The sequence below is a fragment of the Peribacillus sp. NPDC055009 genome (assembly GCF_053608705.1).
The window spans coordinates 268,021-291,629 of sequence record NZ_JBSGVZ010000005.1; the positions used below are offsets into that span (position 1 = coordinate 268,021).

Here is a 23,609-nt window from a genome sequence, read left to right on the forward strand (position 1 = left end):
GGTATTGGATAAGAATTTTATAAAGAGAGGCTCGATTCCGATTGGGAAATGAGCCTCTTTCTAATTATCCAGCTACATTTTCAGTGAACTGACTATTGTATAGCTCTGCATAGAAACCATTCTCCTTTAAAAGGTCTGAATGCGTTCCCTTCTCTATCACTTTCCCTTGATCCATAACAAGAATCAAATCTGCATCCTTAATTGTTGAGAGGCGATGGGCAATGACAAAGCTAGTTCGTCCTTCCATGAGTCGGTTCATGGCCTTTTGGATAAAGACTTCTGTCCGAGTGTCCACACTAGACGTCGCTTCATCCAATATCATGATTGGTGGATCTGCTAGAACCGCTCGGGCGATTGTCAAAAGCTGCTTTTGGCCTTGTGAGATGTTCGAAGCTTCTTCGTTTAAGATTGTCTCATAACCATCTGGCAGTGTCCGAATGAAATGGTCGGCATGTGCCGTTCGAGCAGCTGCAAAAATTTCTTCATCAGTTGCTCCATTTTTGCCATAAGCGATATTTTCTTTAATCGTACCATTAAAGAGCCAGGTATCTTGAAGTACCATTCCAAAATTCTTTCGAAGATCATTCCGTGACATATTCCGTGTATCAAGACCATCAATATTAATTTTTCCGCCATTGAGTTCATAAAATCTCATCAATAGATTTATCATAGTTGTTTTTCCAGCACCAGTCGGTCCAACAATTGCGACCGTTTGTCCAGGCAAGACATCGATGTTCATATCTTCAATTAACATTTCTTCCCCATATCCAAAGTCCACATGTTCGAAAGAGACAGCACCATTTGCCCTTTTAATATTAGCTGTGGTTTGTTCTTTCATTTCCTCTTCTTCATCTAGTAGTTCAAAAACACGCTCAGCTGCTGCCACCGTCGACTGAATAATGTTAGCGATGTTAGCCGTTTGTGTGATTGGCTGGGTGAACTGCTTTGAATATGTGATGAATGCTTGTATGTCACCAATTGAAATCGAACGTTGCGTTACTAATATTCCCCCGACAACGCTGATGAGGACATAGCTCAAATTTCCGATAAAGAACATTATGGGCATGATGATACCCGATATAAACTGGGCTTTGCTTCCCGCCTTATACAATTCTTCATTAACCGCAGTAAACTGGGCACTCGCCTTTTTTTCATATCCGAATGCTTTAACGACTTGATGGCCGGTATATATCTCTTCAATGTGACCATTTAATTGTCCGAGTTTACGCTGTTGATCGGCAAAATATTTTTGGGATCTTTTTAAAATAGGCCGGATTGCAAATATTGACAAAGGTAAGCTGACTATCGAGATTAATGTCAATAACGGGCTTATCGAAAGCATCATGATGATAATCCCCAAAATCGTTACGATTGATGTGATGAACTGCGTTAAGCTTTGCTGAAGGGTGCTACCGATTGTATCAATATCATTTGTCATTCGGCTAAGTGTTTCTCCGTTTGGACGTCCTTCAAAATATTTGAGTGGAAGTTTCTCGAGCTTTTCGTTCACATCTTGTCGAAGATCATATACCGTTTCTTGAGCAACACTTGACATAATGTATTGTTGTACATAGCTGAAAAGGCTGCTTAAAGCATAAAGTCCGGCAAGGAGTAGAAGGATCTGGCCAATTTTATCAAAGTTAATAGCTGCTCCTGGTATTCCCTGGAATTTCCCGTAAGCTCCTTCGAATAATTCTGTAATTGCATTTCCCATGATCTTTGGTCCAACAATCATAAAAATCGTACTCATGATTGCAGCGAAAAACACGGAAATCAATTTGTTGCGCCGCGGTTTTAAATAGGTTAATAGACGTTTTAGAGTTCCTTTAAAATCTTTTGCTTTTTGACCCATCATCATCATGTTACCGCCACCAGGACCATGCCCAACCTGACCGCCGCCTTGAGGTTTTTTTTGATTACTCATGCAATTTCCTCCTCTGTGAGCTGTGATAAGGCGATTTCACGGTAAATGTCGTTTGTACTAAGCAAATCTTGGTGTGTTCCCATACCTACAATGCGGCCTTCGTCCAACACGATGATTCGGTCAGCGTCCACGACCGTACTGACACGCTGTGCAACGAGTAGTACCGTCGAATTTTTCGTTTCATCTTTCAGGGCTGCGCGAAGGTTGGCATCCGTCTTGTAGTCAAGTGCAGAAAAACTATCGTCGAATATATATATATCCGGTTTTCGAATTAGTGCCCGTGCAATCGAAAGCCGTTGTTTTTGCCCTCCTGATAGGTTTGAACCGCCTTGATCGATTTCTGCCTCATAGCCGCCTTTCATGTTGCTGATAAAATCCTCCGCTTGCGCGATCCGAGCCGCATGCTCAACTTCATCTTGTGTGGCTGTTTGTTTTCCAAAGCGAATGTTTTCAGCGATAGTACCTGTAAAGAGGAAGGCCTTTTGTGGTACAAAGCCAATTTTTGAACGAACTTCATCTTGTGATGACTTACGAATATCAACACCATTGACGCGAATCGTTCCACTTGAAATATCATAGAAGCGAGGGATCAAATTGACGAGCGTCGTTTTCCCTGAACCTGTTCCACCAATTATTGCGGTGATTTCACCTGGACTAGCAGTAAAACTAATATCCGATAATGCAGGTTCTTCTGCTCCTGGGTAACTGAACGTCACATGTTCAAATTCAAGAGTACCGTGTACACGATCTGCCTTTTCTGTACCCTCATCCAGGAATGATGGTTTCATGTCAAGGACTTCGTTTATCCTTGTTGCCGACACGGCCGCTCGTGGAACCATAACGAACATCATGGATGCCATAACGAGAGCGAACATAATTTGCATAACATATTGGATAAATGCCATTAAGTCCCCGATCTGCATACCACCGTTATCAATACGAACTCCACCAAACCAAATGATACCAACAACCGTCAAGTTCATTACAAGCATCATTACAGGCATCATGAAGGCCATGATTTTATTGACTTTGATTGAGACATCCGTCAATTCCTTATTCGCTTTCTTTAGACGTTCTTTCTCTTGTGTTTCACGATTGAAGGCACGAATGACGCGAATACCAGTTAAATTTTCCCGTAATACAAGGTTCAACCGGTCTAATCGTTTTTGCACCGTTTGAAAGAGAGGGACACCTTTATATAGAATAAGCAAGATCGAGCCAATCAACAAAGGCATTGTGACAACAATGACAAGGGATAATTTTGCATCCATGGATACAGCCATGATCACTCCGCCGATTAACATGATGGGTGCACTGATAACCATACGAAGCATCATGATAACCACTTGCTGGACTTGTGTTATATCATTGGTCGTCCTTGTAATCAATGACGCCGTACCGACTTCATCAAATTCTTGTAACGAAAATTTTTCAACATGGTTAAAGACTCTCAGGCGGAGATCGCGTCCCATCCCCATTGCCGCTTTGGACGAATAATAGCTTGCGATTATGGATGCACAAGCGCCAAGTGCGGAAACCAACAGCATCAAACCACCGATTTTCCAAATATAAGGAGTGTCTCCTCGAACGACGCCTTTGTCAATAATATCGGCCATTAGTGTAGGCAGAAAGAGGTCGGACATGGACTGAATAAAAACCAGACCGATAACTGCTGAAATAATCCACTTATAAACGGATAAATTTTTCAGTATTTTTATCATTTTGTACACTCTCCCTGTTCGGTTGCTTGTGCTTCTAAAAAGTTTGTAATTTGAAGATGTGTTTCTAGCAACTCTTCAAACTGTTCTTCAGAAAGCATTTCAATGGCCATTTGAAAGACTTGGTGAATGCTTCCTTCGTGAAAATGAATCGTTTTTAATAAATCTTTTCCCTGATCTGTGATTGACAACTGAATCTCACGCCGATTGCCCTCCACATGCTCTCGATGGAGCATGCCTGCGCGAACGAGACCATCGACCGCTTGGCTCAAGGTGCTTTTTGGAAGAAATGTTTTCTCCCCGACATTTTTTTGAGTGGTCTCTTTGTAAAGGGTAATGGTCATCAAAATGGAATATTGAGGAACTGTTAATCCATTTTCTGCGGCAGTCTTTTGAACGAATCGCATTATATTTTTCTGCACGTTCCAAAATGAACGCAATAGTTGTACGGAACGCATTAATTGTTTTTCATTCTCCATTCAGCTTCACCATTCTTTCTGTTTTGAACTGTTCCATTACGAACATTTAATTTTATGAATCAATTTAATTTACAGCTATATATCGTCTTAGTCAACAAAAAAATAACTTCAACTCCCCAGTGTTTAGTCTTTGGTGCATGTATTGAAATGAGTTTTCAAGTCAGGTAAGGCTTTCGCGTGAAAACAACCCATACAAAGTGAAATTAACTTGAAAATGTGAGATGAAAAGTGTTAGGATAATATTGAGTTAGTACCAGGTAATAATACTAGATGATAACGCAAATGAGAATGTACGGGTGTTAAGTGGAAAGCGCATGTATACATATAAGAATTTTTCTTCAGTAGATACATAACAGGATTTAAGTTTGCGAGACAAACAAACAGATTAGAAAGATTGGTATTTGTGATACAGGGCCCCATTAAAACAGGGAAATGTATTAATTATTAGGTATTGGGAGGGATGATGAGACATGGATAAAAATCGTCATCTAAAGGCAGGTCTGAGTGATGAGCAGGTGCTTGAGATGTATAGAGTTATGTTGTTGGCAAGACGAATTGATGAACGTATGTGGCTGTTGAACAGATCTGGAAAAATTCCATTTGTCGTTTCTTGTCAAGGGCAAGAAGCAGCTCAAGTGGGGGCTGCATTTGCATTGAATCGTGAAAAGGATTATGTACTTCCTTATTATCGGGATCTCGGAGTGGTGCTCGCGTTTGGGATGACCGCCAGGGATTTAATGTTATCCAGTTTTGCCAAAGCAGAAGATCCTAATTCAGGCGGGCGTCAAATGCCTGGACATTTTGGGCAAAAAAAGAATCGCATCGTGACGGGATCTTCGCCAGTTACCACTCAAGTGCCACATGCAGTGGGGATTGCGCTCGCTGCCAAAATGGAAGGAAAAGATATTGTTTCATTCGTTACATTCGGAGAGGGTTCATCAAACCAAGGTGACTTCCATGAAGGAGCGAATTTTGCAGGTGTACATAAACTTCCGGTTATCTTGATGTGCGAGAATAATCAGTATGCCATTTCCGTCCCTATTGAAAAGCAATTGGCTTGCGGAAAAGTGTCCGACAGGGCCATTGGTTATGGAATGCCAGGGGTGACGGTTGATGGAAATGATCCGATCGAAGTATACCGGGTGGTGAAAGAAGCGGCTGAGAGAGGAAGGCGCGGTGAAGGCCCAAGCTTAATCGAAACGGTTTCATACAGGCTTACACCACACTCAAGCGATGATGATGATAGTCAATACAGGTCGCCTGATGAAGTATCGGAGGCAAAAAAAATAGATTCGATCATTACTTTTGGCGCCTATTTAAAAGCAACAGGAATAATGGATGATCTCATGGAGAAACAAATGAATGAGGAAATAATGAAAGTTGTGAACGAAGCGACGGATTATGCGGAAAATGCTCCATTTGCAAATGAAGACACGCTCTCAAAATATGTTTACGCAGAAAGGTAAGGAGGAAAGAAAATGGCAGTGATATCTTATATAGATGCGGTGATAATGGCGATGCGGGAAGAAATGGAACGTGATCCCCGTGTATTTGTATTAGGTGAGGACGTAGGGATAAAAGGCGGCGTTTTTAAAGCGACTTCAGGGTTATACGAACAATTCGGTGAACAGCGTGTCATTGATACACCGCTTGCTGAATCCGCAATCGCAGGAGTTGGCATCGGCGCGGCCATGTATGGAATGAGGCCGATTGCGGAAATGCAGTTCGCTGATTTTATCATGCCTGCAATCAACCAAATCATTTCAGAAGCTGCAAAAATCCGTTATCGCTCCAATAATGACTGGCATTGCCCTATCGTCATCAGAGCTCCATATGGTGGGGGCGTACATGGGGCGTTATACCATTCACAATCCGTTGAAGCCATTTTTGCCAATCAACCGGGACTTAAAATTGTCATGCCCTCTACACCCTATGACGTGAAAGGTTTATTGAAAGCAGCCATTCGTGATGATGACCCGGTCCTCTTCTTTGAACATAAGCGAGCCTATCGCCTAATTAAAGAAGAAGTGCCGAATGATGATTATGTTTTACCCATTGGTAAAGCGGATATAAAACGTGAAGGCGAGGACGTTACAGTGATTACTTACGGCCTTTGTGTTCATTTTGCGCTTCAGGCAGCTGAAAAGCTGGCCAGTGATGGCATATCTGTTCATATACTTGATTTACGAACCGTTTATCCATTAGATCAAGAAGCCATTATGGAAGCTGCATCTAAAACGGGAAAAGTTCTATTGATTACTGAAGATAATAAGGAAGGGAGCATCATTAGTGAAGTATCGGCGATCATTGCAGAAAACTGCCTTTTCGATCTTGATGCCCCAATCATGAGACTCGCGGGTCCGGATGTTCCAGCAATGCCATATTCACCATCATTAGAGAAATCATTCATGGTGAATCCAGAAAAAGTGGAAAAGGCACTGCGTGACCTGGCTGCCTATTAAATGATCGGCATGGAGGAACGAACCTTGCGCATCCGTTTAAATTGTTGTTTATATTGGGAGTGATCTTAAAATAAACTTAAGTCTAGCAACTATAAAAAAGGTTGCCAGGCTTTTTTTTGCGCTAAATAAATCATTTATAGTGAAAAAAAAACCCATTGGATTATGATAGAGAGGGCATATAAAACTCAGTGATTTTCAGGGAATTTTCAATTGTAAATATATATTGAATAAATTGCGTGGTATTATATGGTAAAGTGTTCTAGGTAAAGGGGAAATGTCGATTGTCACGTGAAAATTCAATATATTAGCAATAAAGATTGTGAATTTTTAAATGTTGAACGCAATACAGTGATTGGCAAACATTGAAAGTAGCAAGGGGGAACATCATGCTTCGATTATACGGGGCTTTAATCGGCCTTAGTTTGATATGGGGTTTATCGTTTGTTTTTATGAAGTGGCTGCTATCGCCTGCGGGCATTTGGGGGATTGTATTTCTCCGCTGTTTGGCGGGTGCTGTTGTTCTGCTTCCCATTTTATGGTGGAAGCGCAGGGAAATCAACTGGAAATTGCCGTGGAAAGCACTGGTCGTTGTCGGAACCTTCAATTGCGGATTAGCATGGGGATTAATACCTTTAAGTGAAACAGAGATTAACAGCAGCACGGCATCGATTCTAAATGCAACCACTCCGATCTGGACGGGGATCATCGGATTTATCATTTTTTCATACGTACTAACAGCCCGACAATGGATGGGCATTTTAATTGGCTTCTTCGGAATTCTAGTATTGATGGATTTTCAAATCGGTCAGCTTTTCGGAAAGGAATTCATCGGGATTGGGACAATGCTGCTAGCGTCCATCTGTTATGGTTTTGCCGGTCATTTTACGAAAAGATTTCTTTCCAGTACCAGCATATTGGTCATTACGACGTTTACGCTTCTCACGGGTGCCGTTATCGGTTTGATCGGGATGCTAATAACAGAGCCGATAAAGCCAGTGATGTTGATGGAACCGCTGACGATTTTCGCCATAGTCGGTCTTGGGTGCTTTGGCTCTGGGGTCGGCCAGCTGATCTATTTCTACATCAATAAAAATGGCAGCCCTGAGTTAGCCGCATCTGTTACATACCTTATTCCTGCAACCGCTATGGTTTGGGGTTATGTCCTGCTGGGAGAAGCGATTAATCCCAATGTAATTATTGGCCTGCTGATTATTTTCGCAGGAGTTTATCTTTCCTCTAAGAAGTCAAAAGAAAATGATGGCACAAACTCTTCATCCGGAAAACAAGCGGATTTGCATCACGTAAAATAAGTAACCAAAACGAAAAAGCCCTCACCTAAAGATTTTGTTTTATGGTGGGGGCTTTCGTATGGTAACACATTAAAATTTTCACTTCATTTTTGCCAAAGAATTGCTTGATTTTCTTTGCCGCTATTTATAGCTATAGACATTAACACAAATACTGAATGGTCTTTACTTAAGGAAAATTGACAGTGGTGTTTTTTCGTCTGAAATTATTTTGATTTCAAGATATATTAATTTGAGATAATGTTGTTGACAGTGAATGGCATTCATGATAAATTATCTTTAAGTTAAGATATATTAATTCAAGATAAAAAGTAGCATGTAAAACCTTATCAAACCCCTTTAATGAATAGCCACTCTTATTGAAGGAAAAATATAGGGGATTAATGAAAAAGCTGAACATCCAAAAATTGATTCGTTTTAATGGGAGGAATAGTTTATGAATGGATTAAAAGGTATACACCACGTAACGGCCATAACAAGTAGTGCAGAAAAGAATTATGAATTTTTCACAAATATATTAGGCATGCGTTTAGTCAAGAAAACAGTCAACCAAGATGATATCCAAACTTATCACCTGTTTTTTGCCGACGATGTTGGCGGTGCGGGTACTGACATGACATTCTTCGATTTTCCTGGTATTCCTAAAGGAGAGCATGGGACTAATGAGATTTCCAAAACATCCTTCCGTGTACCGACTGATGCGGCATTGGAGTATTGGGTTAAACGCTTTGACCGTTTAGAGGTAAAGAATACAGGAATCCAAGAACAGTTTGGCAAAAAGATCATTTCTTTTGTGGATTTTGATGATCAGCAATATCAATTGATTTCAGATGAAAATAATGAAGGGGTTGCAGCTGGAATCCCTTGGCAAAAAGGGCCGATTCCTCTGGAATACGCTATTACAGGATTAGGACCAATTTTCATTCGGATCGCCAATTTCGATTACTTTAAAGAAATGATGGAAAAAGTCCTATTATTCAAAGAAATAGACAAGGAAGGATCATTTCACCTATTTGAGGTAGGGGAAGGGGGGAATGGTGCTCAAGTTATCGTCGAGCATAATTCGATCCTCCCTCAGGCACGGCAGGGTTTTGGGACTGTTCACCATACAGCCTTCCGTGTTGAAGACCGTTCAGTTCTGGAAGAATGGATCAAACGAATGGAAAGCTTCCAATTTCATACGTCCGGTTATGTTGATCGTCATTTCTTTGAGTCGCTTTACGTAAGAGTGGCGCCGCAAATTTTATTCGAGTTTGCCACGGATGGTCCTGGATTTATGGGGGATGAGCCGTATGAAACGCTTGGGGAAAAATTATCTTTACCACCGTTCTTAGAATCAAAGAGGGAGCAAATCGAAAAGTTGGTCCGTCCCATTGATACAGTAAGAAGCACCAAAGAATTCATTAAAGAATAATTGACAATCTTTAGCGAATGATATGTTGGTTTATGCCCATACTAAATCAGGTAGAAAATAAAAAATGGAATAATCATTTGAAATAGAAAAAATGCTCTGGAGGAATGACTTATGACAAAAGATTTTTACACGGCCATTAAAGAGAGACGTTCATTTTATGGAATCAATAAAGAGGTCGGAGTATCCGATGAGAAAATTAAAGAAATAGTAGAATTTGCGGTAAAACATACGCCATCGGCTTTTAATTCCCAATCCTCACGCCTTGTTGTTTTGACAGGATCGGCACATGATAAATTATGGGATATTACGACGCAGGCATTAAAGAAAGCGGTTGGTGAGGGAGATTTCTCTGGCACTCAACAAAAAATGGATTCATTTAAAGCGGGATATGGGTCAATATTATTCTTTGAAGATGAATCTGTTGTGAAATCACTTCAAGAACAATTTGCAACGTATGCAGATAACTTCCCAATCTGGTCACAACAAACATCAGGCATGCATCAATTAGTTGTTTGGACGGCACTTGAAGCAGAAGGATTGGGAGCAACTTTACAGCATTATAATCCTCTAATTGATGATGAAGTGAAAAAAGAATGGAGTGTTCCAAGCAATTGGAAATTGATTGCGCAAATGCCATTTGGAAATCCAACAGCTCAACCGGGTGATAAAGAATTCAAACCACTTGAGGATCGTATAAAATTTTATAAATAAAGTGGACTGATAAGAGCAACCTTGTAAAGAGCCAATTCTAATTGGCTCTTTTTTGTTTATTGCCCTGTGTGGAAAGTGACTATACCTTATGTAAAAGCTTTATAAGTAATAGTTCTGCTTGTTATTCAATTCTTTAAAAATGATAGCTATTCCTTGGTCCAATTTTTGTATATTTGTATTGGACACGTTTAATTTTAATATTTTTTCCTGGTGAAAGCCATCTAAATAATTTTGACCCATCGTCTCTACCAGTACTTGTTGATTCTGTAAGTTTTTGATGAGGTGAGTACTATTTAAACGATGAGGCAGTACGATATGAGCGTTCATACATATGGATGGTGGGCGATAAAAGCCTGAAGCAGAGTGCTTTTCTAGAGCATCATATAGCAAGTTTGCTCGCAATAAATAGGAAAGACGCACTTTGTTTCTATGGTGTTTAAACATACCGCTTTTTATGTAGATTTCCAAGGCTGCTTGTGAAATCATGGAACTATCAATATCAGCTGTTCTTTTATATAGTTGGAAGCTGTCCGTTAATGGTTTAGGCAATACGGCAACACCTATGCGTAATCCCGGAAACATTATTTTAGAGAAGCTTTTTAAATAAATGACCATGTTATGGGTATCCTCGGAAAAAATAGGGTCCACCTTCATATTTTCTTCGAAATCTGCTAAATAATCATCTTCTACAATATAGACACCATACTTTACTGCAAGTTTTAGTATCTCCTCTCTTTCCATTTTAGAGTAAGATGTCCCTAACGGATTATGAAAACGAGGCATCGTATAAAAGAATTTAATTTCCTGATCACTAAAAATCCGTTCTAATTCCTCTAAATCAATACCTTCTGCTGTTCGTTGGATTCCTAGCACGGGAATCTTGTACGCTTTCAATTGCTCCACAAATAGATGATAACTAGGCTGCTCAACAAGTATATGGGTACGTTCATTTGGAAAGGGGATGAACGTTAATAAGGAAAGTGCTTGCTGCACGCCAGAAGTAATGAAAATCTGTTCTTCTTTTGCGAAAACCTGATACTGCTCTAATTGTTTTTGTATCACTTTAATTAAAGAGGGCAGTCCTTTAGGAGTGCCATAGATAAACAATTCTTGCTGATAGGTATCGATGGCTTTGTTGATACAATGTTGAAAGTCATGATACGGAAATTGATGCCAAGCAGGAGCGGAGGTAAAAAAGTCGATTTCCATTGTTGGTTCGCTTTTACCATCAAATTCTTTTTGGACGACATAATATCCACTTTTAGGAACCGCGTAGATTAAATGCCTCTTTTCCAATTCTTGCAGTGCTTTCAAGACTGTACTTTTACTACATTGATGTTGGTCGCTTAATTGACGAATAGATGGGAGTTTAAAGCCCGCTTTGAGCCGTCCATTCTGGATGAGAGATTCAAATTCATTAAACAAGGCTATGTATTTTAGCATGAATACCTCCTAAAACTGTACCGTTACAGATGCTTCTTATTTGTATTGTATCGTAGTGGAACTTTTAATACGATACTAACAACCGGCCGGGTGTTGAAAAGGAGGAGTTACTAAATATGCCAGAAAATAAAAAAGCCTATTTTGCGGCGATACTATATGCCATTATTATTGGATTTTCATTTATCTTTACAAAAATATCATTAATGGAAGCTAGTCCGTTAGATACATTGGCACATCGATTTACGATGGCTTTTTTGATCGCCATAATTTTTAAGCTATATAGGAGGACATCAGTGAAAATAAGTGCAAAGGATACTTTGAAAATTCTTCCGTTGGTGTTCCTTTATCCAATTTTATTCTTTACATTTCAAGTGTTTGGTCTCTTGTATACCTCATCTTCAGAAGCGGGTATTATCCAAGCTACCATACCAATTTTTACGTTATTATCAGCTTCATTATTTTTGAAAGAATACGCTGGTAGAGGTCAGAAATTCTTTCTTTATTTATCTGTGATGGGGGTTATCTTTATCTTTGTCATGAATGACTTGCAACTTGCGGATCACAGTTTGAAAGGAACGATCCTGATCTTATTATCCTCGATTGCTGCCGCTCTCTATAATGTGGTGGCGAGGAAGGTAACAAAGCAATATTCACTATTTACGTTAACTTATGTGATGACGTTCTTTGGTTTTGTGACTTTTAATAGTATGGCCGTCATCAACCATATAATTAACCAATCTATTAGTAGCTTTTTATTACCCTTCACAAGTAATGCATTCCTCATTTCAATCGTATATCTTGGGGTATTATCATCACTGCTTACTGCTTTTTTATCAAACTATTCATTATCTATATTACCAGCATCTAAAATGAGCGTTTTTAGTAATTTAGCGACATTGATTACGATAATAGCAGGGGTGATTTTCTTACATGAATCGATTCATTATTATCATGTAATAGGTGCAATGATTATTCTTGCTGGGGTAATCGGCACGAATTATTTTGGTGGAATTCAATCAAAGCATAATAGTAAGACTTTTGCCGATCCATTGCTGAAAAGGGAGGTAAAGTGAATGAATAAATATGTGTTGTTACTCTTGATTAGTGGTATATGGGGATCTCAATTCTTCTTTATTGCATTAGTCATAGATAATGTTGGGGTTATTACATTGTCAGCCATCAAAGCATGTATCGGCGGTATCTGTTTACTCTTCTTTGGTTTTTTTTTATCAAAAGAAGAGCGAAGAGTACCCAGGAGTTATTATAAATGGTATATAATCATTGCTTTTTTCGAGGTTATACTGCCATTCGTGTTTATTGCACAAGGCCAGAAATCGGTGCCTAGCAGTATCGCAGCGGTGCTGATTGGAATGGTTCCCGTCTTTACCATCCTCTTTTTACTAGCATTTTTCAAAAGAAAAAGCACAAGGCCGGAGATTACAAGTATTCTATTCGGATTTGCAGGTATTGTCTTCCTTTCCTGGCCAACACAAGGAATCCAAGACCTTTCTAACAGTATTCAGGGGAACATCCTATTGATATTGGCTGCCATGAGTTTTGGATTATCATTGATTTTCATGGAGAAATTAAACGAGGGATCTTCCGTTATTCATATGAGAAATGTATTACTGATTGCCAGTGCATTGCTCATACCCATGTCCCTTTTGTTTGAGCAATCTTTCAAATTGGATTTAGCACGATCTCAAACTATCTACTTAGCGATTTTAGGCATTTTCCATGCAGGTGTTGTTTATGCATTATTTAATAGGCTGATTCGGCAAGAAGGCGCATTATTTACTTCATATAGTAATTATATAGTGCCTGTCATAGGAATGATTTTAGGCTTTTTCTTTTTACATGAAGCGTTGTCTATTCATCAGTTGATTGGAATGGGAATAGTTATGACGTCATTAGTTTTTTTAGACGGAAAAATAATAACCAAGTTGATAAGAAAGTAGTATTTTATTATATGTACTCTGGTCCGTTATCTTTAATTGTACTAATAAACGCAGTAAGTTTAGAACTCGTATATTTAACGAAACCAAATTGAGAAAAGGGGAGCAGGTTTTTTGTAAGATCATTTTTTGTTTTTTGATCCGCAAATGATTTATATAGTGGAAGAAGCATCTGCTGAGGTCCATGCAGATGCTTCTTCCACTAAAAGGGCTAACTGAATTATAGGCGTAATAAATGCTTATATTTTTATTTTTTCTGCATTAGATAGTGAAGTATTTTTCTCCATCTTCATTATAATAAATCCACTCCAGGCAAACATTAAGGAGGCAATGTAAAAGATGCTGCCAATCGTTAAAAAGTCGACTAAATATCCGGTTGCAATCACCGCTGCTGCAGCACCGATGGATGTCCAAACATGGTAGTTTCCAATTTCCTCACCCGCTGTTTTCTTCGTAACATACCTTGCAAGTACGGTTTTTTCAGTGTTTTTTTGCACTGCCCCAAGTACCCCCATAATGATTTGCAGGAGATAGACATGCCAAATTTCATATGCGAGAGGAAAGGCAAGAAGGATTAATGCCATCCCCCATGAATAGATAAGGAGAAATGCTTTGTCACCGGCTTTGTCAGTGAATTTTCCGATTAAAGGATAACTAACTGCTGCAGTCAGTGAGAATATTCCATATGCCCACCCGAATTGTGAATAACTTGTACCTACATTTTTGATCAGCAAAATATAAAAAGGGAAAATCATGCTGGCAGCCATTCCAACAGTGCCTTGGTAAAAAACAAACCGTTTATAATTCATGGATGATACTCCTCATAGAAAAGATTCATGAAGCGATTATCAGGATCATACTTCTTCTTTAATCGAAAGAATTCCTCAGTATGCGGATAAGCTTCATATAATTGGGTCTTGGTTGGATACCCATAATAGGGCAAATAGTAGCTTCCGTTATGGTCAAGCGTCACATTAATCATATTACGGATGACCCTTCCCGTATTTTCCTTACTATCGTTATCTGTCCCTTGATTGATGAGCATCACAAGAGCGAACATATCATCCTTGGCATAGGACATGAGTGATTCATCATTATGTTCCACATAACGAATTGTAATATTTAATAAATTAAAATCTTTCTCATCAGATAAGGTATTTCTTAAATCATCGATATAATCTGCAAATTGATCAATCGGAACGAAGTATTCTTGCAGCACTTCAGTTTTGGTGGGGTTGCTGTAATCCATAAAGGCTGAGTCCGACCGCATCACATTATTCCTCGAAACCAAGTTGCCAGCAATATTGGCCGTGTAGGCTTTTTGAGTTTCCCAAAACCTTTTTTTACCCCAGTCATTAAATCGTGATAGGCCAAGAAAGAATTTAGGCACGGCAATGATCGTTTCCCGTTTGAGAGTATTGTAGTCAGATAGCTGTGTTTGGTCATTTGCCTTATAATAGTCCGTTACATACATTTCATCCAAATAGGAGCCAGGAGCAACCGATATTCTCGCAAGATGCATTTTAACATCATCGTTATTGAGAACTTCTCTTTTAAAGTACGACGTATATTCATCATAATGGAGTGATTTAGTTTTAATGTTATAAAGTTCGTCATCGGTAAGGTGGAGTGTTACATCAAGTATTACGCCAAACAAACCATACCCGCCAATAACCGAATGGAAGAGCTCCGAATTTTCTTCGCGGCTCACTGTTAGGATTTGTCCTTTTGCGTTAAGCAATCTAAAAGAATCCACGGTTTCTATCAAGGCATGATGACGGATATCGCGGCCATGGACATTAACGCTCAAAGAACCGCCGATGGTAAAAATATTTTGAGATTGACTTACCTTCAGTGCAAGTCCATATGGGTTGATATATTCCTGGAGAGCAGCCCAGGTTGCCCCGCTTTGGACCGTGATGCGTTTTTCTTTTACATCCAAATCAAGTATTTTATCATAGTGCTTCATATCGAGCAGGATCCCATTTGGATATAATGTCTGCCCTCCTTGGCTATGCTGCATTCCGGCAATGGAAATGGGATCATCGTTTTTTTCGGCATCCATAACGACCTTTTTGATTTCTTCTTCACTATCTTCCGCCTTAATCGTTTTCATTTTAACCGGCATCAGCCGGCTGATATCTTTGGCAATAGGGTGGTCAAGCCTGAAATTAAAAGCCTGCAGCGATAATCCAAATAATAGTGCATATAGGATGATAAATAAAAATCGTTTCATGATATCTGGCTTTCGACTCCTTGTTTAATATGTCTGACACTCAATTGAAAATAATGAAAAAGTATGAACTTTATAGATTAATGGAGTTACCCTGACCATTCAGTGAGATTGGGGTTAATATTGAATTAATGTCAGATTTTTTGAAAATGAATCTTTTGATTTAAGGTATTAGTTCTTAGTTTTCAGCCCGTTAATGATTGTTTTGGTTAGCGGTATGGATAGTGATTCCAAGCTTTGTTCTGAGTTGTTTAATCCCCAATGATAGATGATTCCCATTAGGCTTTGGGTGATTAGTTGTGAAACTTCGTTAACTGATTGGTCAGTGCCAATGTCGTTTTGTTCTTTCGCCTCTTCAATTAATGAACGAATAATTAGGAAGAGTGAGCGATTTGAATTTGAAAAGTAAGTATGTTCTTTCGAATCTAAAGCGGAACTGTAAATCACTTTCATTAAATCTTTGCCCATTTCTTCTTCCAGAAAACGCATCAATTTGCGTATGAAAATAAATAATTTCTCGGTAGCGTCCATATCGACTGGGAACGAACGGAAGACTTCACGATAGTAATCATCAACTTCTATGAATCTCACTAAAAAAATATCCGATTTTGCTGAAAAGTGTTGGTAAAATGACCCTTTTGATGTACCGCTTTTTTTCACGATTTCGTCAACGGTGACTTTATCATAACCTTTTTCGCTAAATAGCTTTAAAGATATTTTTAATATTTTTTCACGAGTCTTTTCTCCCCTAAGCTGTTTCTTTCTAGGCTCAATCATAAAAAACCTCCAAATGATAATTGACAGAATATTCCTGAATAGTTTAATATCAGACTACAGTCTAGTTAATTGATTGGTGGTCTATTTAATCTAACTTAGATCATCAATAATCACAACGCTTTCTTAATCACATTTTGCATTTTTAGAAAGCGCTTACAAAGTTTTGGGATCAAGTATGGAGGAGGTTAGTTCAGTTTAAATTAGGAGGTTTTACAAGTGGAAGAATCAGGTGAAAAGGTTGGTTGGATTTTCTGAAGCTTCTTATACTATTGGTTACTGTCATGTAGAAAGACTAAGTACTCCTTAGCATGAGCATATGGAATATATTTATAAAATTTGGATGCAGTATATGTAAATGGAGGGGGTATCAGAATAAACTTAAAGCCTAGGAATGTAACATAGTATTGGGATGCAGGAAAGTGATGTGCGTTAAACGGATTATTTTGGGAAATAGTAGCAAGAAAAGGGAGGGAATTATCATGAATCATTCCAGTGGTGAGATAGAGAAAAGAACGATCAGTAAAACGATGAAACGCATTCTTCCATTTATCTTGCTCCTTTATATCATTGCTTACTTGGACAGGGTCAATTTAGGCTATGCTGCTTTACAAATGAACGCAGAATTAGCTTTATCCGCTGAAGTTTTTGGATTGCTTTCCGGCATTTTTTTTATAGGCTATTTCTTCTTTGAAGTTCCTAGCAACATGATCATGCATAAAGTGGGAGCTCGGATATGGATTGCCCGCATCATGATTTCGTGGGGACTCGTGGTAATATTAACAGGTTTTGCGCAAACAACGATGCATTTATATATTCTCCGTTTTTTATTAGGTGTTGCCGAAGCTGGTTTTTTTCCTGGTATAATTTTGTATTTAACTTATTGGTTCAGGGCCCGCGAGAGGGGACGGGCAACAGCAGCCCTGCTTTTAGCCTTACCGATTGGCGGATTGATAGGTGCGCCTGTGTCGACGTGGATACTTGACAATATTTCCTGGTTCGGTATGGCCGGCTGGAGGTGGATGTTCATCCTTGAAGGCATTCCGGCCATTATTATCGGTGTTGTTGTTGTTTTCTATTTAACTAATAGACCGACTAACGCTAAATGGTTATCTAAGGAAGAAAGTGATTGGTTAGAAGGGGAATTGAGTGCGGAAAGAAAAGTTAGCTCAAAAGTAAATAAGGTCACAAAGCTTGCTATGCTGAAAGATGCGAAAATTTGGAAGCTGGCCCTATTTTATTTCGCGGGGTACACATCCATCTATGGATTGTCATTCTGGATGCCCACCATCATTAAATCTTTATCGGAAAATGCAACAACCAATTTAGAAATAGGCTGGTTAGCGATGATTCCATCGTTAGTAGGCATACCTGCCATTATGTTTGTGGGCTGGAATTCAGATCGGACCAATGAACATAAATCACACTTGCTCGTTTGCCTCATGATAGCAGTTGTCGGTTTTATCGGGTGCGGCTTTTCAGATAGTGTTTTTATGATGGTGCTTATGTTAACGATTACATCATTCGGTTTATACGGGTTTAGTGGATGTTTCTTCGCCTATATGACATTTTTCTTCTCTGAGTCCACTGCACCAGTTGGAATAGCCATCGTCAATTCATTTGCGGCTTTAGGCGGTTTTGTAGGACCGATGATTCTCGGAACTGTTGCATTTACTCAAGGTATGTTTATTTTATCTGGATTACTTGTAATAGGAGTCATCACTCTATTAACATTAAAATTGACAGATGCTTCAGCGGAAAACATCGTAAAAGAAGTTGAAGTCATTATTAATCGATAATAAAGGTTCTATATGTATTGAAGATTAAAAGTGACTAAAAAAGAAACATCATTGGAAATCTTAAAAGTTCCTATGATGTTTCTTTTTATATTTTTCATATGGCTACTTCCCGAGTAGATAAAAATAACGGTTGAGCATATCAAAAATTTAATCTTAATCGCAGGTTCTGTCCAATAAGACTTGTTTGTAGTTTTCGGCGGGATTAGAATGAGATGAGATACAAGTGCATTCGAAAAGACCAGGCATTCCTTTTCTCTTCAAGTTGTGCCTTTATATTTATTTTCATTACACGAATATCAGCAGAAATGAGGTGATGATGTGGAAATTCATTTGGTGGCAAAAGATGAGATTGAGGCTCAAGGAATTCGTTGGATAGTCGAGTCCCACCTAACGGGAGTTAGACTGATCTTATGGAAAACGATTGAAGAATTTGAAAAGGGCATCCGCAATCAGCAACCGGAATTCGTTATTTTGGATATGGATATTTGGACGGATGAAAGTGAGGCGATGGGTGTTTCATTAAAGCGAAGGGGAATTCGATGGTTAGGGATTTCATCTGAGCGAATTTTTCAAACGGCTTATCGAGCCTTACGTTTCCGTGCTGAAGATGTATTATTCCGTCCTTTTTCTTCGGCGGATTTGGTAAAACATATCCAACAATTGCGTTTTCAATTGAGAAATGGTCCAAATCTTCTCTCGTCAAACACCATGGATGATGAGAATGCTCTGGATATTGGGTATCCTGATTTCTTCTTGACGGACCGGAGGCATGAAAGTCGAATAACCATGGTCGCTTTTTTGACACCTGATAACAAGACCCTGCCATTAGTTTATGATGAATTGCAACGATATTCTTTTACTGGAAAAAATCAAATCTTCGCTTTATCGGATTTTATTTTATGTGTCCAGGAAACAAAGGAAGTTGAAGTTTATAAGGAAGAGTATCAAGCTTTTCTTGCCCACTGGAAAGAAAGAATGGATGAGCCCCTTGCTATCATTATAAAAGCGGCATCTTCAGATGAGTCTTTAAAAAGGATGTATCAGCAAACACGTGAGTTTACGAGACAAATCTTTTTTGATGGATATGATATCATTTTAGCCGAAAGTCAACAAACTTCACCTCAAGAGATGGATCCATTCCTCACGCCTCTTGAACAAAGACTTTGGATAGAAATGCTCGAACGACGGGATGCAAAAGCCATCAGGAACTGGATTGAACGTGAATTCCTTACCTTTGAACGACCATACCCCGACCCGGAAATCATTCGTATCCGCCTTACAAGCGTACTCGCGCAGATTCGTAGGCATATGAAATCATACAACTTGCAAAATGCTTCCCTAGAAGCAATTTACTATGATGTATTTCAGCAAATTGTACATAAACCCGTCATTCATCAAATAGTAAAAGAGCTGCATGCGTTCACGACGCATATGCTTATGCAGGATCATGGACAGTTACAGGAAGGGGCACGCACAATTAGTGAAAAGGCAAGAGAGCTGATCGAGTCCAACTATTGGGACGCCCAGTGGAATCTAGCGAGTTGTGCAGAGACTCTGCGTATCAATAAAAGCACACTCAGCCGACGTTTTGCGGCTGAATCAGGCGAGTCTTTTCGAACTACGCTCCATCAAGTTCGAATTAGGGAAGCTAAACGTTTATTAAAGGAAACGGATATATCATTGGAGGAAATCTCACAATTGGCTGGCTATTCACATCAAACTTATTTTAATGCCAAATTCAAATTGCTTGAATCTTGTACACCATCAGCATATCGGTCTGGATTATAAAAAAGGACGATTCAATAAATGAATCGTCCTTTTTTATTTATTTCATAACAATGTAATTATTGAAATTATTCATAAAAAAATAAAGTTAACGACAAATCTTTAAAATAAATTATAAAATAATCATCAAACTATAATAAATTATTCTGAATTTTTCTTATAGAATGAATATATAACAAAACAAGGGGGAAATGAAAATGAACACGATTACAAACAAGGTTATCCGTTATACAGGAACAGAATTGCATACTAAAGGATGGCAACAAGAAGCAGTGCTTAGAATGCTGATGAATAATTTGGATCCTGAAGTTGCTGAACGTCCAGAAGATTTGGTGGTATACGGAGGGATTGGGAAAGCAGCTCGTAACTGGGAATGCTTTGATGCAATCGTCAAATCACTAAAAGAGCTTGAAGAAGATGAAACTTTACTTGTCCAATCAGGGAAACCGGTGGCAATTTTTAAAACGCATTCTGATGCACCACGTGTCCTGCTTGCAAATTCAAATATCGTCCCTGCATACGCGAACTGGGAAACATTCCATGAACTTGATAAAAAGGGATTGATGATGTATGGGCAAATGACAGCAGGCAGCTGGATATATATCGGATCTCAAGGGATCGTACAAGGTACATACGAGACCTTTGCCGAGCTTGCAAAACAACATTTCAATAACTCGTTAAAAGGCACCATAACTTTAACGGCAGGTTTAGGCGGAATGGGAGGGGCACAGCCGCTAGCAGTTACGATGAACGGTGGTGTCTGTATCGGGATCGATGTAGATGAGACAAGAATTGACAGGAGGATTGAGACTCGTTATACCGATGTGAAAACGGATTCATTGGATGAAGCCATTCGTTTAGCCAATGAAGCTAAACTTGCAGGTAAAGCATTATCGATTGGTTTGATTGGGAATGCTTCAGATATTCTTCCGGAAATGATCGCAAGGAACTTCATTCCTGATGTCTTGACGGATCAGACTTCGGCCCATGATCCGCTAAATGGATATACTCCTTCAGGCCTGTCAATGGTGGAGGCTGCAGAATTACGGAATGCAAATCCAGAAGAGTATATTAAACTCTCTAAAGCTTCAATGGCCAAACATGTAAGAGCGATGCTTGAAATGATGGAAAAAGGAGCTGTGACGTTTGATTATGGCAACAATATCCGTCAAGTTGCGAAAGATGAAGGGGTAGAGAATGCTTTTGACTTCCCGGGCTTCGTTCCAGCTTATATCCGTCCACAATTCTGTGAAGGTAAAGGTCCTTTCCGCTGGGTGGCTTTATCTGGTGATCCAGAAGATATTTATAAAACAGATCAAGCCATTTTACGTGAATTCGCTGATAATGAACATTTATGTAACTGGATTAGAATGGCTCAGGAAAAAATTCAGTTCCAAGGTCTGCCTTCCCGCATCTGCTGGCTTGGTTATGGGGAGCGCGCCCGTTTTGGTAAAATTCTCAATGATATGGTTGCAAGCGGTGAATTGAAGGCCCCGATCGTTATTGGCCGTGACCATTTGGATTCTGGCTCTGTCGCTTCGCCGAATCGTGAAACGGAAGCCATGAAGGATGGTTCCGATGTAGTGGCCGACTGGCCGATCTTAAATGCAATGGTGAATGCAGTGGGCGGTGCAACCTGGGTTTCCGTACATCATGGCGGTGGCGTAGGAATGGGTTACTCCATGCATGCAGGCGTTGTAATTGTGGCAGACGGAACAAAAGAAGCAGCGGCAAGGATTGAGAGAGTTTTGACAACGGACCCTGGGATGGGTGTAGTGCGTCATGTTGACGCAGGGTATGAACTGGCAGAGGAAACAGCCCGTGAAAGAGGTATTAATATCCCGATGCTTGATAAAGGAATTGATAAACAATGACAAAACCAATTTGGATAAAACATGCCGCTCAACTTGCAACGCTTACCTCTGATAAGAAAGGTCCTCGTTCCAAAGAGGCAATGTCAGAGCTTGGGTTGATTGAAGATGGAAGTATATGGATGGAATCTGGTTTGATCCAAGCGATCGGTACGACCAAAGAATTGGAAGAACTCTATGCAGATAGAATGCATGAAGCTGAAGTCTTTGATGCAACTGGACATTTGGTGACACCTGGGTTAGTTGATCCACATACGCATGTTGTATATGGCGGGAGTCGGGAACGTGAATTTGAAATGCGTCTTGAAGGCGCAACATATATGGACATTATGAACGCAGGTGGGGGCATTCATGCTACCACCCGAATGACAAGAGAAGCAAGTGAAGAAGAATTGATGGAGCAAACCATGCGACGACTTGATTCGTTTCTCGCTCATGGCGTGACTACAGTAGAAGGTAAAAGCGGCTATGGAATGAATTTGGAAACCGAATTAAAGCAGTTGCGGGTGATGAAGAAGCTACAGGAAGAGCATCCGATTGATCTAGTCCCAACTTTTATGGGAGCCCATGCGGTTCCAAAGGATTATAAAGGCCGCGAGGATGAATTTGTCGATCATCTGATTAATGATATGCTTCCAATCGTCTCTGAAGAAAAGCTTGCAGAATTCAATGATGTCTTTTGTGAAAAGGGGGTTTTTACCCCTGAACAATCAGAGCGGATTTTAAAGGCGGGGAAAAAGTACGGCTTGATCCCTAAAATTCATGCTGATGAAATTGAGCCTTACGGTGGAGCTGAATTAGCTGCGAAGATCGGAGCCATTTCAGCTGAGCATTTGTTAAAAGCTTCCGATGAGGGGATAACTGCCATGGCGAAGTCAGGCACCATTGCCTGCTTGCTTCCAGCCACTGCCTTGTATTTACGAGAAGAAGCGGCCCCTGGACGACGAATGGTTGATGAAGGTGTGGCTGTTGCCATTTCAACCGATTGCAATCCCGGATCTTCACCGACGACATCCATGCCGCTTGTCATGAATCTGGCATGCATTTCGATGCGGCTTACCCCTGCAGAAGCTCTGACGGCGGCGACATACAATGCTGCTTGTGCAATCAACAGACAAGAAAGGGTCGGATCCCTTGAAGTCGGAAAACAAGCGGATGTCGTTTTATGGAATGTTGAAAACTATCAGGAGTTGCAATATCTATTTGGTGTCAATCACGTTAAGTCTGTATGGAAAAATGGTGTGCAAGTAGTGAATGATAAAGTGAAGACTGATTCCAAAAGCCTGACGGGCCTTTAAAAATCACTATTCTCAATATATGTCTTCCCATTCCATCCACTGAAAAATTCAGGGGATGGAATGGGCTTTTAGAAGTATTCAACAAATGTAATGGTGCTGAATAGTAGGATGATGATCTATCATCCTACCCAATTCCAGCATTAAACACTTTACCACTTTACAGTGAAATTAAATGAAAGTGTTTTAAGGAATTCGTGGAAATGAATCTTCCATGTGGAGGGAATTTTATGTGGATAATCACTATCCATTCGAAAAATGGCATAAAAATGTTTGAGTTTACCAAAGAAAAGGAAGCTAGGGAAAAATTCGAGGTAATGGAAGGCTGTAAAATACTTAGTGAAGTCATTTATTTCAATGATAAACAATTGATCGAATCTTAAACTATATTTTCATATATTAAATAGAAATTAAAAGGTAGAATTTATTTGATATAGTT

The 23,609-nt window shown here is 39.6% G+C and carries 19 protein-coding genes; 12 read left to right on the forward strand and 7 right to left on the reverse strand.

The window, feature by feature from the left end:
- Window positions 1-64: 64 nt before the first annotated feature.
- From ACWF5P_RS11130 to ACWF5P_RS11140, 3 genes are read right to left on the reverse strand one after another with little or no spacing between them, the layout of a single operon-like run.
- On the reverse strand, window positions 65-1,924 hold the full coding sequence (locus ACWF5P_RS11130; protein WP_434169387.1) for an ABC transporter transmembrane domain-containing protein: 1,860 nt from the start codon (window positions 1,922-1,924) through the stop codon (window positions 65-67).
- Entirely contained in the window at window positions 1,921-3,645 is a 1,725-nt protein-coding gene (locus tag ACWF5P_RS11135; RefSeq protein WP_260357446.1) for an ABC transporter ATP-binding protein, read from the reverse strand. Before ACWF5P_RS11135 ends, ACWF5P_RS11130 begins: the two co-directional genes overlap by 4 nt.
- Window positions 3,642-4,121 carry a MarR family winged helix-turn-helix transcriptional regulator gene (locus ACWF5P_RS11140; protein WP_101221808.1) on the reverse strand — a complete coding sequence of 160 codons (480 nt, stop codon included), beginning with the start codon at window positions 4,119-4,121 and terminating at the stop codon, window positions 3,642-3,644. Before ACWF5P_RS11140 ends, ACWF5P_RS11135 begins: the two co-directional genes overlap by 4 nt.
- A gap of 470 nt (window positions 4,122-4,591) precedes the next feature.
- On the opposite strand from ACWF5P_RS11140, the gene ACWF5P_RS11145 reads away from it, so the two are divergent.
- The 5 genes from ACWF5P_RS11145 to ACWF5P_RS11165 all read left to right on the forward strand — a co-directional run bounded on the left by ACWF5P_RS11145 (window position 4,592) and on the right by ACWF5P_RS11165 (window position 10,015).
- On the forward strand, window positions 4,592-5,587 hold the full coding sequence (locus ACWF5P_RS11145; RefSeq protein WP_101221809.1) for a thiamine pyrophosphate-dependent dehydrogenase E1 component subunit alpha: 996 nt from the start codon (window positions 4,592-4,594) through the stop codon (window positions 5,585-5,587).
- A 12-nt stretch (window positions 5,588-5,599) separates the two neighbouring features.
- Entirely contained in the window at window positions 5,600-6,583 is a 984-nt protein-coding gene (locus tag ACWF5P_RS11150) for a pyruvate dehydrogenase complex E1 component subunit beta (protein ID WP_434169388.1), read from the forward strand.
- Window positions 6,584-6,969: 386 nt separating this feature from the next.
- Window positions 6,970-7,893: an EamA family transporter gene (locus ACWF5P_RS11155; RefSeq protein ID WP_434169389.1), complete on the forward strand. Its 924-nt coding sequence runs from the start codon at window positions 6,970-6,972 to the stop codon at window positions 7,891-7,893.
- A 433-nt stretch (window positions 7,894-8,326) separates the two neighbouring features.
- Window positions 8,327-9,304 carry a ring-cleaving dioxygenase gene (locus tag ACWF5P_RS11160; RefSeq protein ID WP_252269646.1) on the forward strand — a complete coding sequence of 326 codons (978 nt, stop codon included), beginning with the start codon at window positions 8,327-8,329 and terminating at the stop codon, window positions 9,302-9,304.
- A 111-nt stretch (window positions 9,305-9,415) separates the two neighbouring features.
- Window positions 9,416-10,015 carry a nitroreductase family protein gene (locus ACWF5P_RS11165; protein WP_230176453.1) on the forward strand — a complete coding sequence of 200 codons (600 nt, stop codon included), beginning with the start codon at window positions 9,416-9,418 and terminating at the stop codon, window positions 10,013-10,015.
- A 99-nt stretch (window positions 10,016-10,114) separates the two neighbouring features.
- Here the strand turns inward: ACWF5P_RS11165 and ACWF5P_RS11170 are convergent, their stop codons facing one another.
- Window positions 10,115-11,458, reverse strand: coding sequence for an aminotransferase-like domain-containing protein (locus tag ACWF5P_RS11170; protein ID WP_452444874.1), 1,344 nt, complete (start codon window positions 11,456-11,458; stop codon window positions 10,115-10,117).
- Between the two features lie 116 nt (window positions 11,459-11,574).
- Between ACWF5P_RS11170 and ACWF5P_RS11175 the strand changes: the two genes are divergently transcribed.
- Both ACWF5P_RS11175 and ACWF5P_RS11180 read left to right on the forward strand, forming a co-directional pair.
- Entirely contained in the window at window positions 11,575-12,531 is a 957-nt protein-coding gene (locus ACWF5P_RS11175; protein ID WP_452444875.1) for a DMT family transporter, read from the forward strand.
- Window positions 12,532-13,416 carry a DMT family transporter gene (locus ACWF5P_RS11180; RefSeq protein WP_452444876.1) on the forward strand — a complete coding sequence of 295 codons (885 nt, stop codon included), beginning with the start codon at window positions 12,532-12,534 and terminating at the stop codon, window positions 13,414-13,416.
- Between the two features lie 236 nt (window positions 13,417-13,652).
- Here ACWF5P_RS11180 and ACWF5P_RS11185 read toward each other — a convergent pair whose 3' ends face one another.
- The 3 genes from ACWF5P_RS11185 to ACWF5P_RS11195 all read right to left on the reverse strand — a co-directional run bounded on the left by ACWF5P_RS11185 (window position 13,653) and on the right by ACWF5P_RS11195 (window position 16,423).
- Entirely contained in the window at window positions 13,653-14,222 is a 570-nt protein-coding gene (locus ACWF5P_RS11185) for an MFS transporter (protein WP_101221817.1), read from the reverse strand.
- On the reverse strand, window positions 14,219-15,649 hold the full coding sequence (locus ACWF5P_RS11190; protein ID WP_101221818.1) for an FAD-binding oxidoreductase: 1,431 nt from the start codon (window positions 15,647-15,649) through the stop codon (window positions 14,219-14,221). Before ACWF5P_RS11190 ends, ACWF5P_RS11185 begins: the two co-directional genes overlap by 4 nt.
- 168 nt (window positions 15,650-15,817) lie before the next feature.
- Window positions 15,818-16,423 (reverse strand): TetR/AcrR family transcriptional regulator, encoded by a 606-nt coding sequence (locus tag ACWF5P_RS11195; RefSeq protein WP_101221819.1) that lies wholly within the window; start codon window positions 16,421-16,423, stop codon window positions 15,818-15,820.
- Window positions 16,424-16,902: 479 nt separating this feature from the next.
- Here ACWF5P_RS11195 and ACWF5P_RS11200 point away from each other — a divergent pair, with 479 nt between their 5' ends.
- The 5 genes from ACWF5P_RS11200 to ACWF5P_RS11220 all read left to right on the forward strand — a co-directional run bounded on the left by ACWF5P_RS11200 (window position 16,903) and on the right by ACWF5P_RS11220 (window position 23,553).
- A complete protein-coding gene (locus tag ACWF5P_RS11200) occupies window positions 16,903-18,219 on the forward strand; it encodes an MFS transporter (RefSeq protein WP_452444877.1) in 1,317 nt (438 codons plus the stop codon).
- Window positions 18,220-18,537: 318 nt separating this feature from the next.
- On the forward strand, window positions 18,538-20,007 hold the full coding sequence (locus ACWF5P_RS11205; RefSeq protein WP_452444878.1) for a helix-turn-helix transcriptional regulator: 1,470 nt from the start codon (window positions 18,538-18,540) through the stop codon (window positions 20,005-20,007).
- A gap of 194 nt (window positions 20,008-20,201) precedes the next feature.
- Window positions 20,202-21,878, forward strand: coding sequence for a urocanate hydratase (gene hutU / locus ACWF5P_RS11210; protein ID WP_101221822.1), 1,677 nt, complete (start codon window positions 20,202-20,204; stop codon window positions 21,876-21,878).
- A complete protein-coding gene (gene hutI / locus ACWF5P_RS11215) occupies window positions 21,875-23,173 on the forward strand; it encodes an imidazolonepropionase (RefSeq protein ID WP_452444879.1) in 1,299 nt (432 codons plus the stop codon). Before hutU ends, hutI begins: the two co-directional genes overlap by 4 nt.
- Before the next feature lie 227 nt (window positions 23,174-23,400).
- On the forward strand, window positions 23,401-23,553 hold the full coding sequence (locus ACWF5P_RS11220) for a hypothetical protein (RefSeq protein ID WP_202190547.1): 153 nt from the start codon (window positions 23,401-23,403) through the stop codon (window positions 23,551-23,553).
- Window positions 23,554-23,609: the final 56 nt, after the last annotated feature.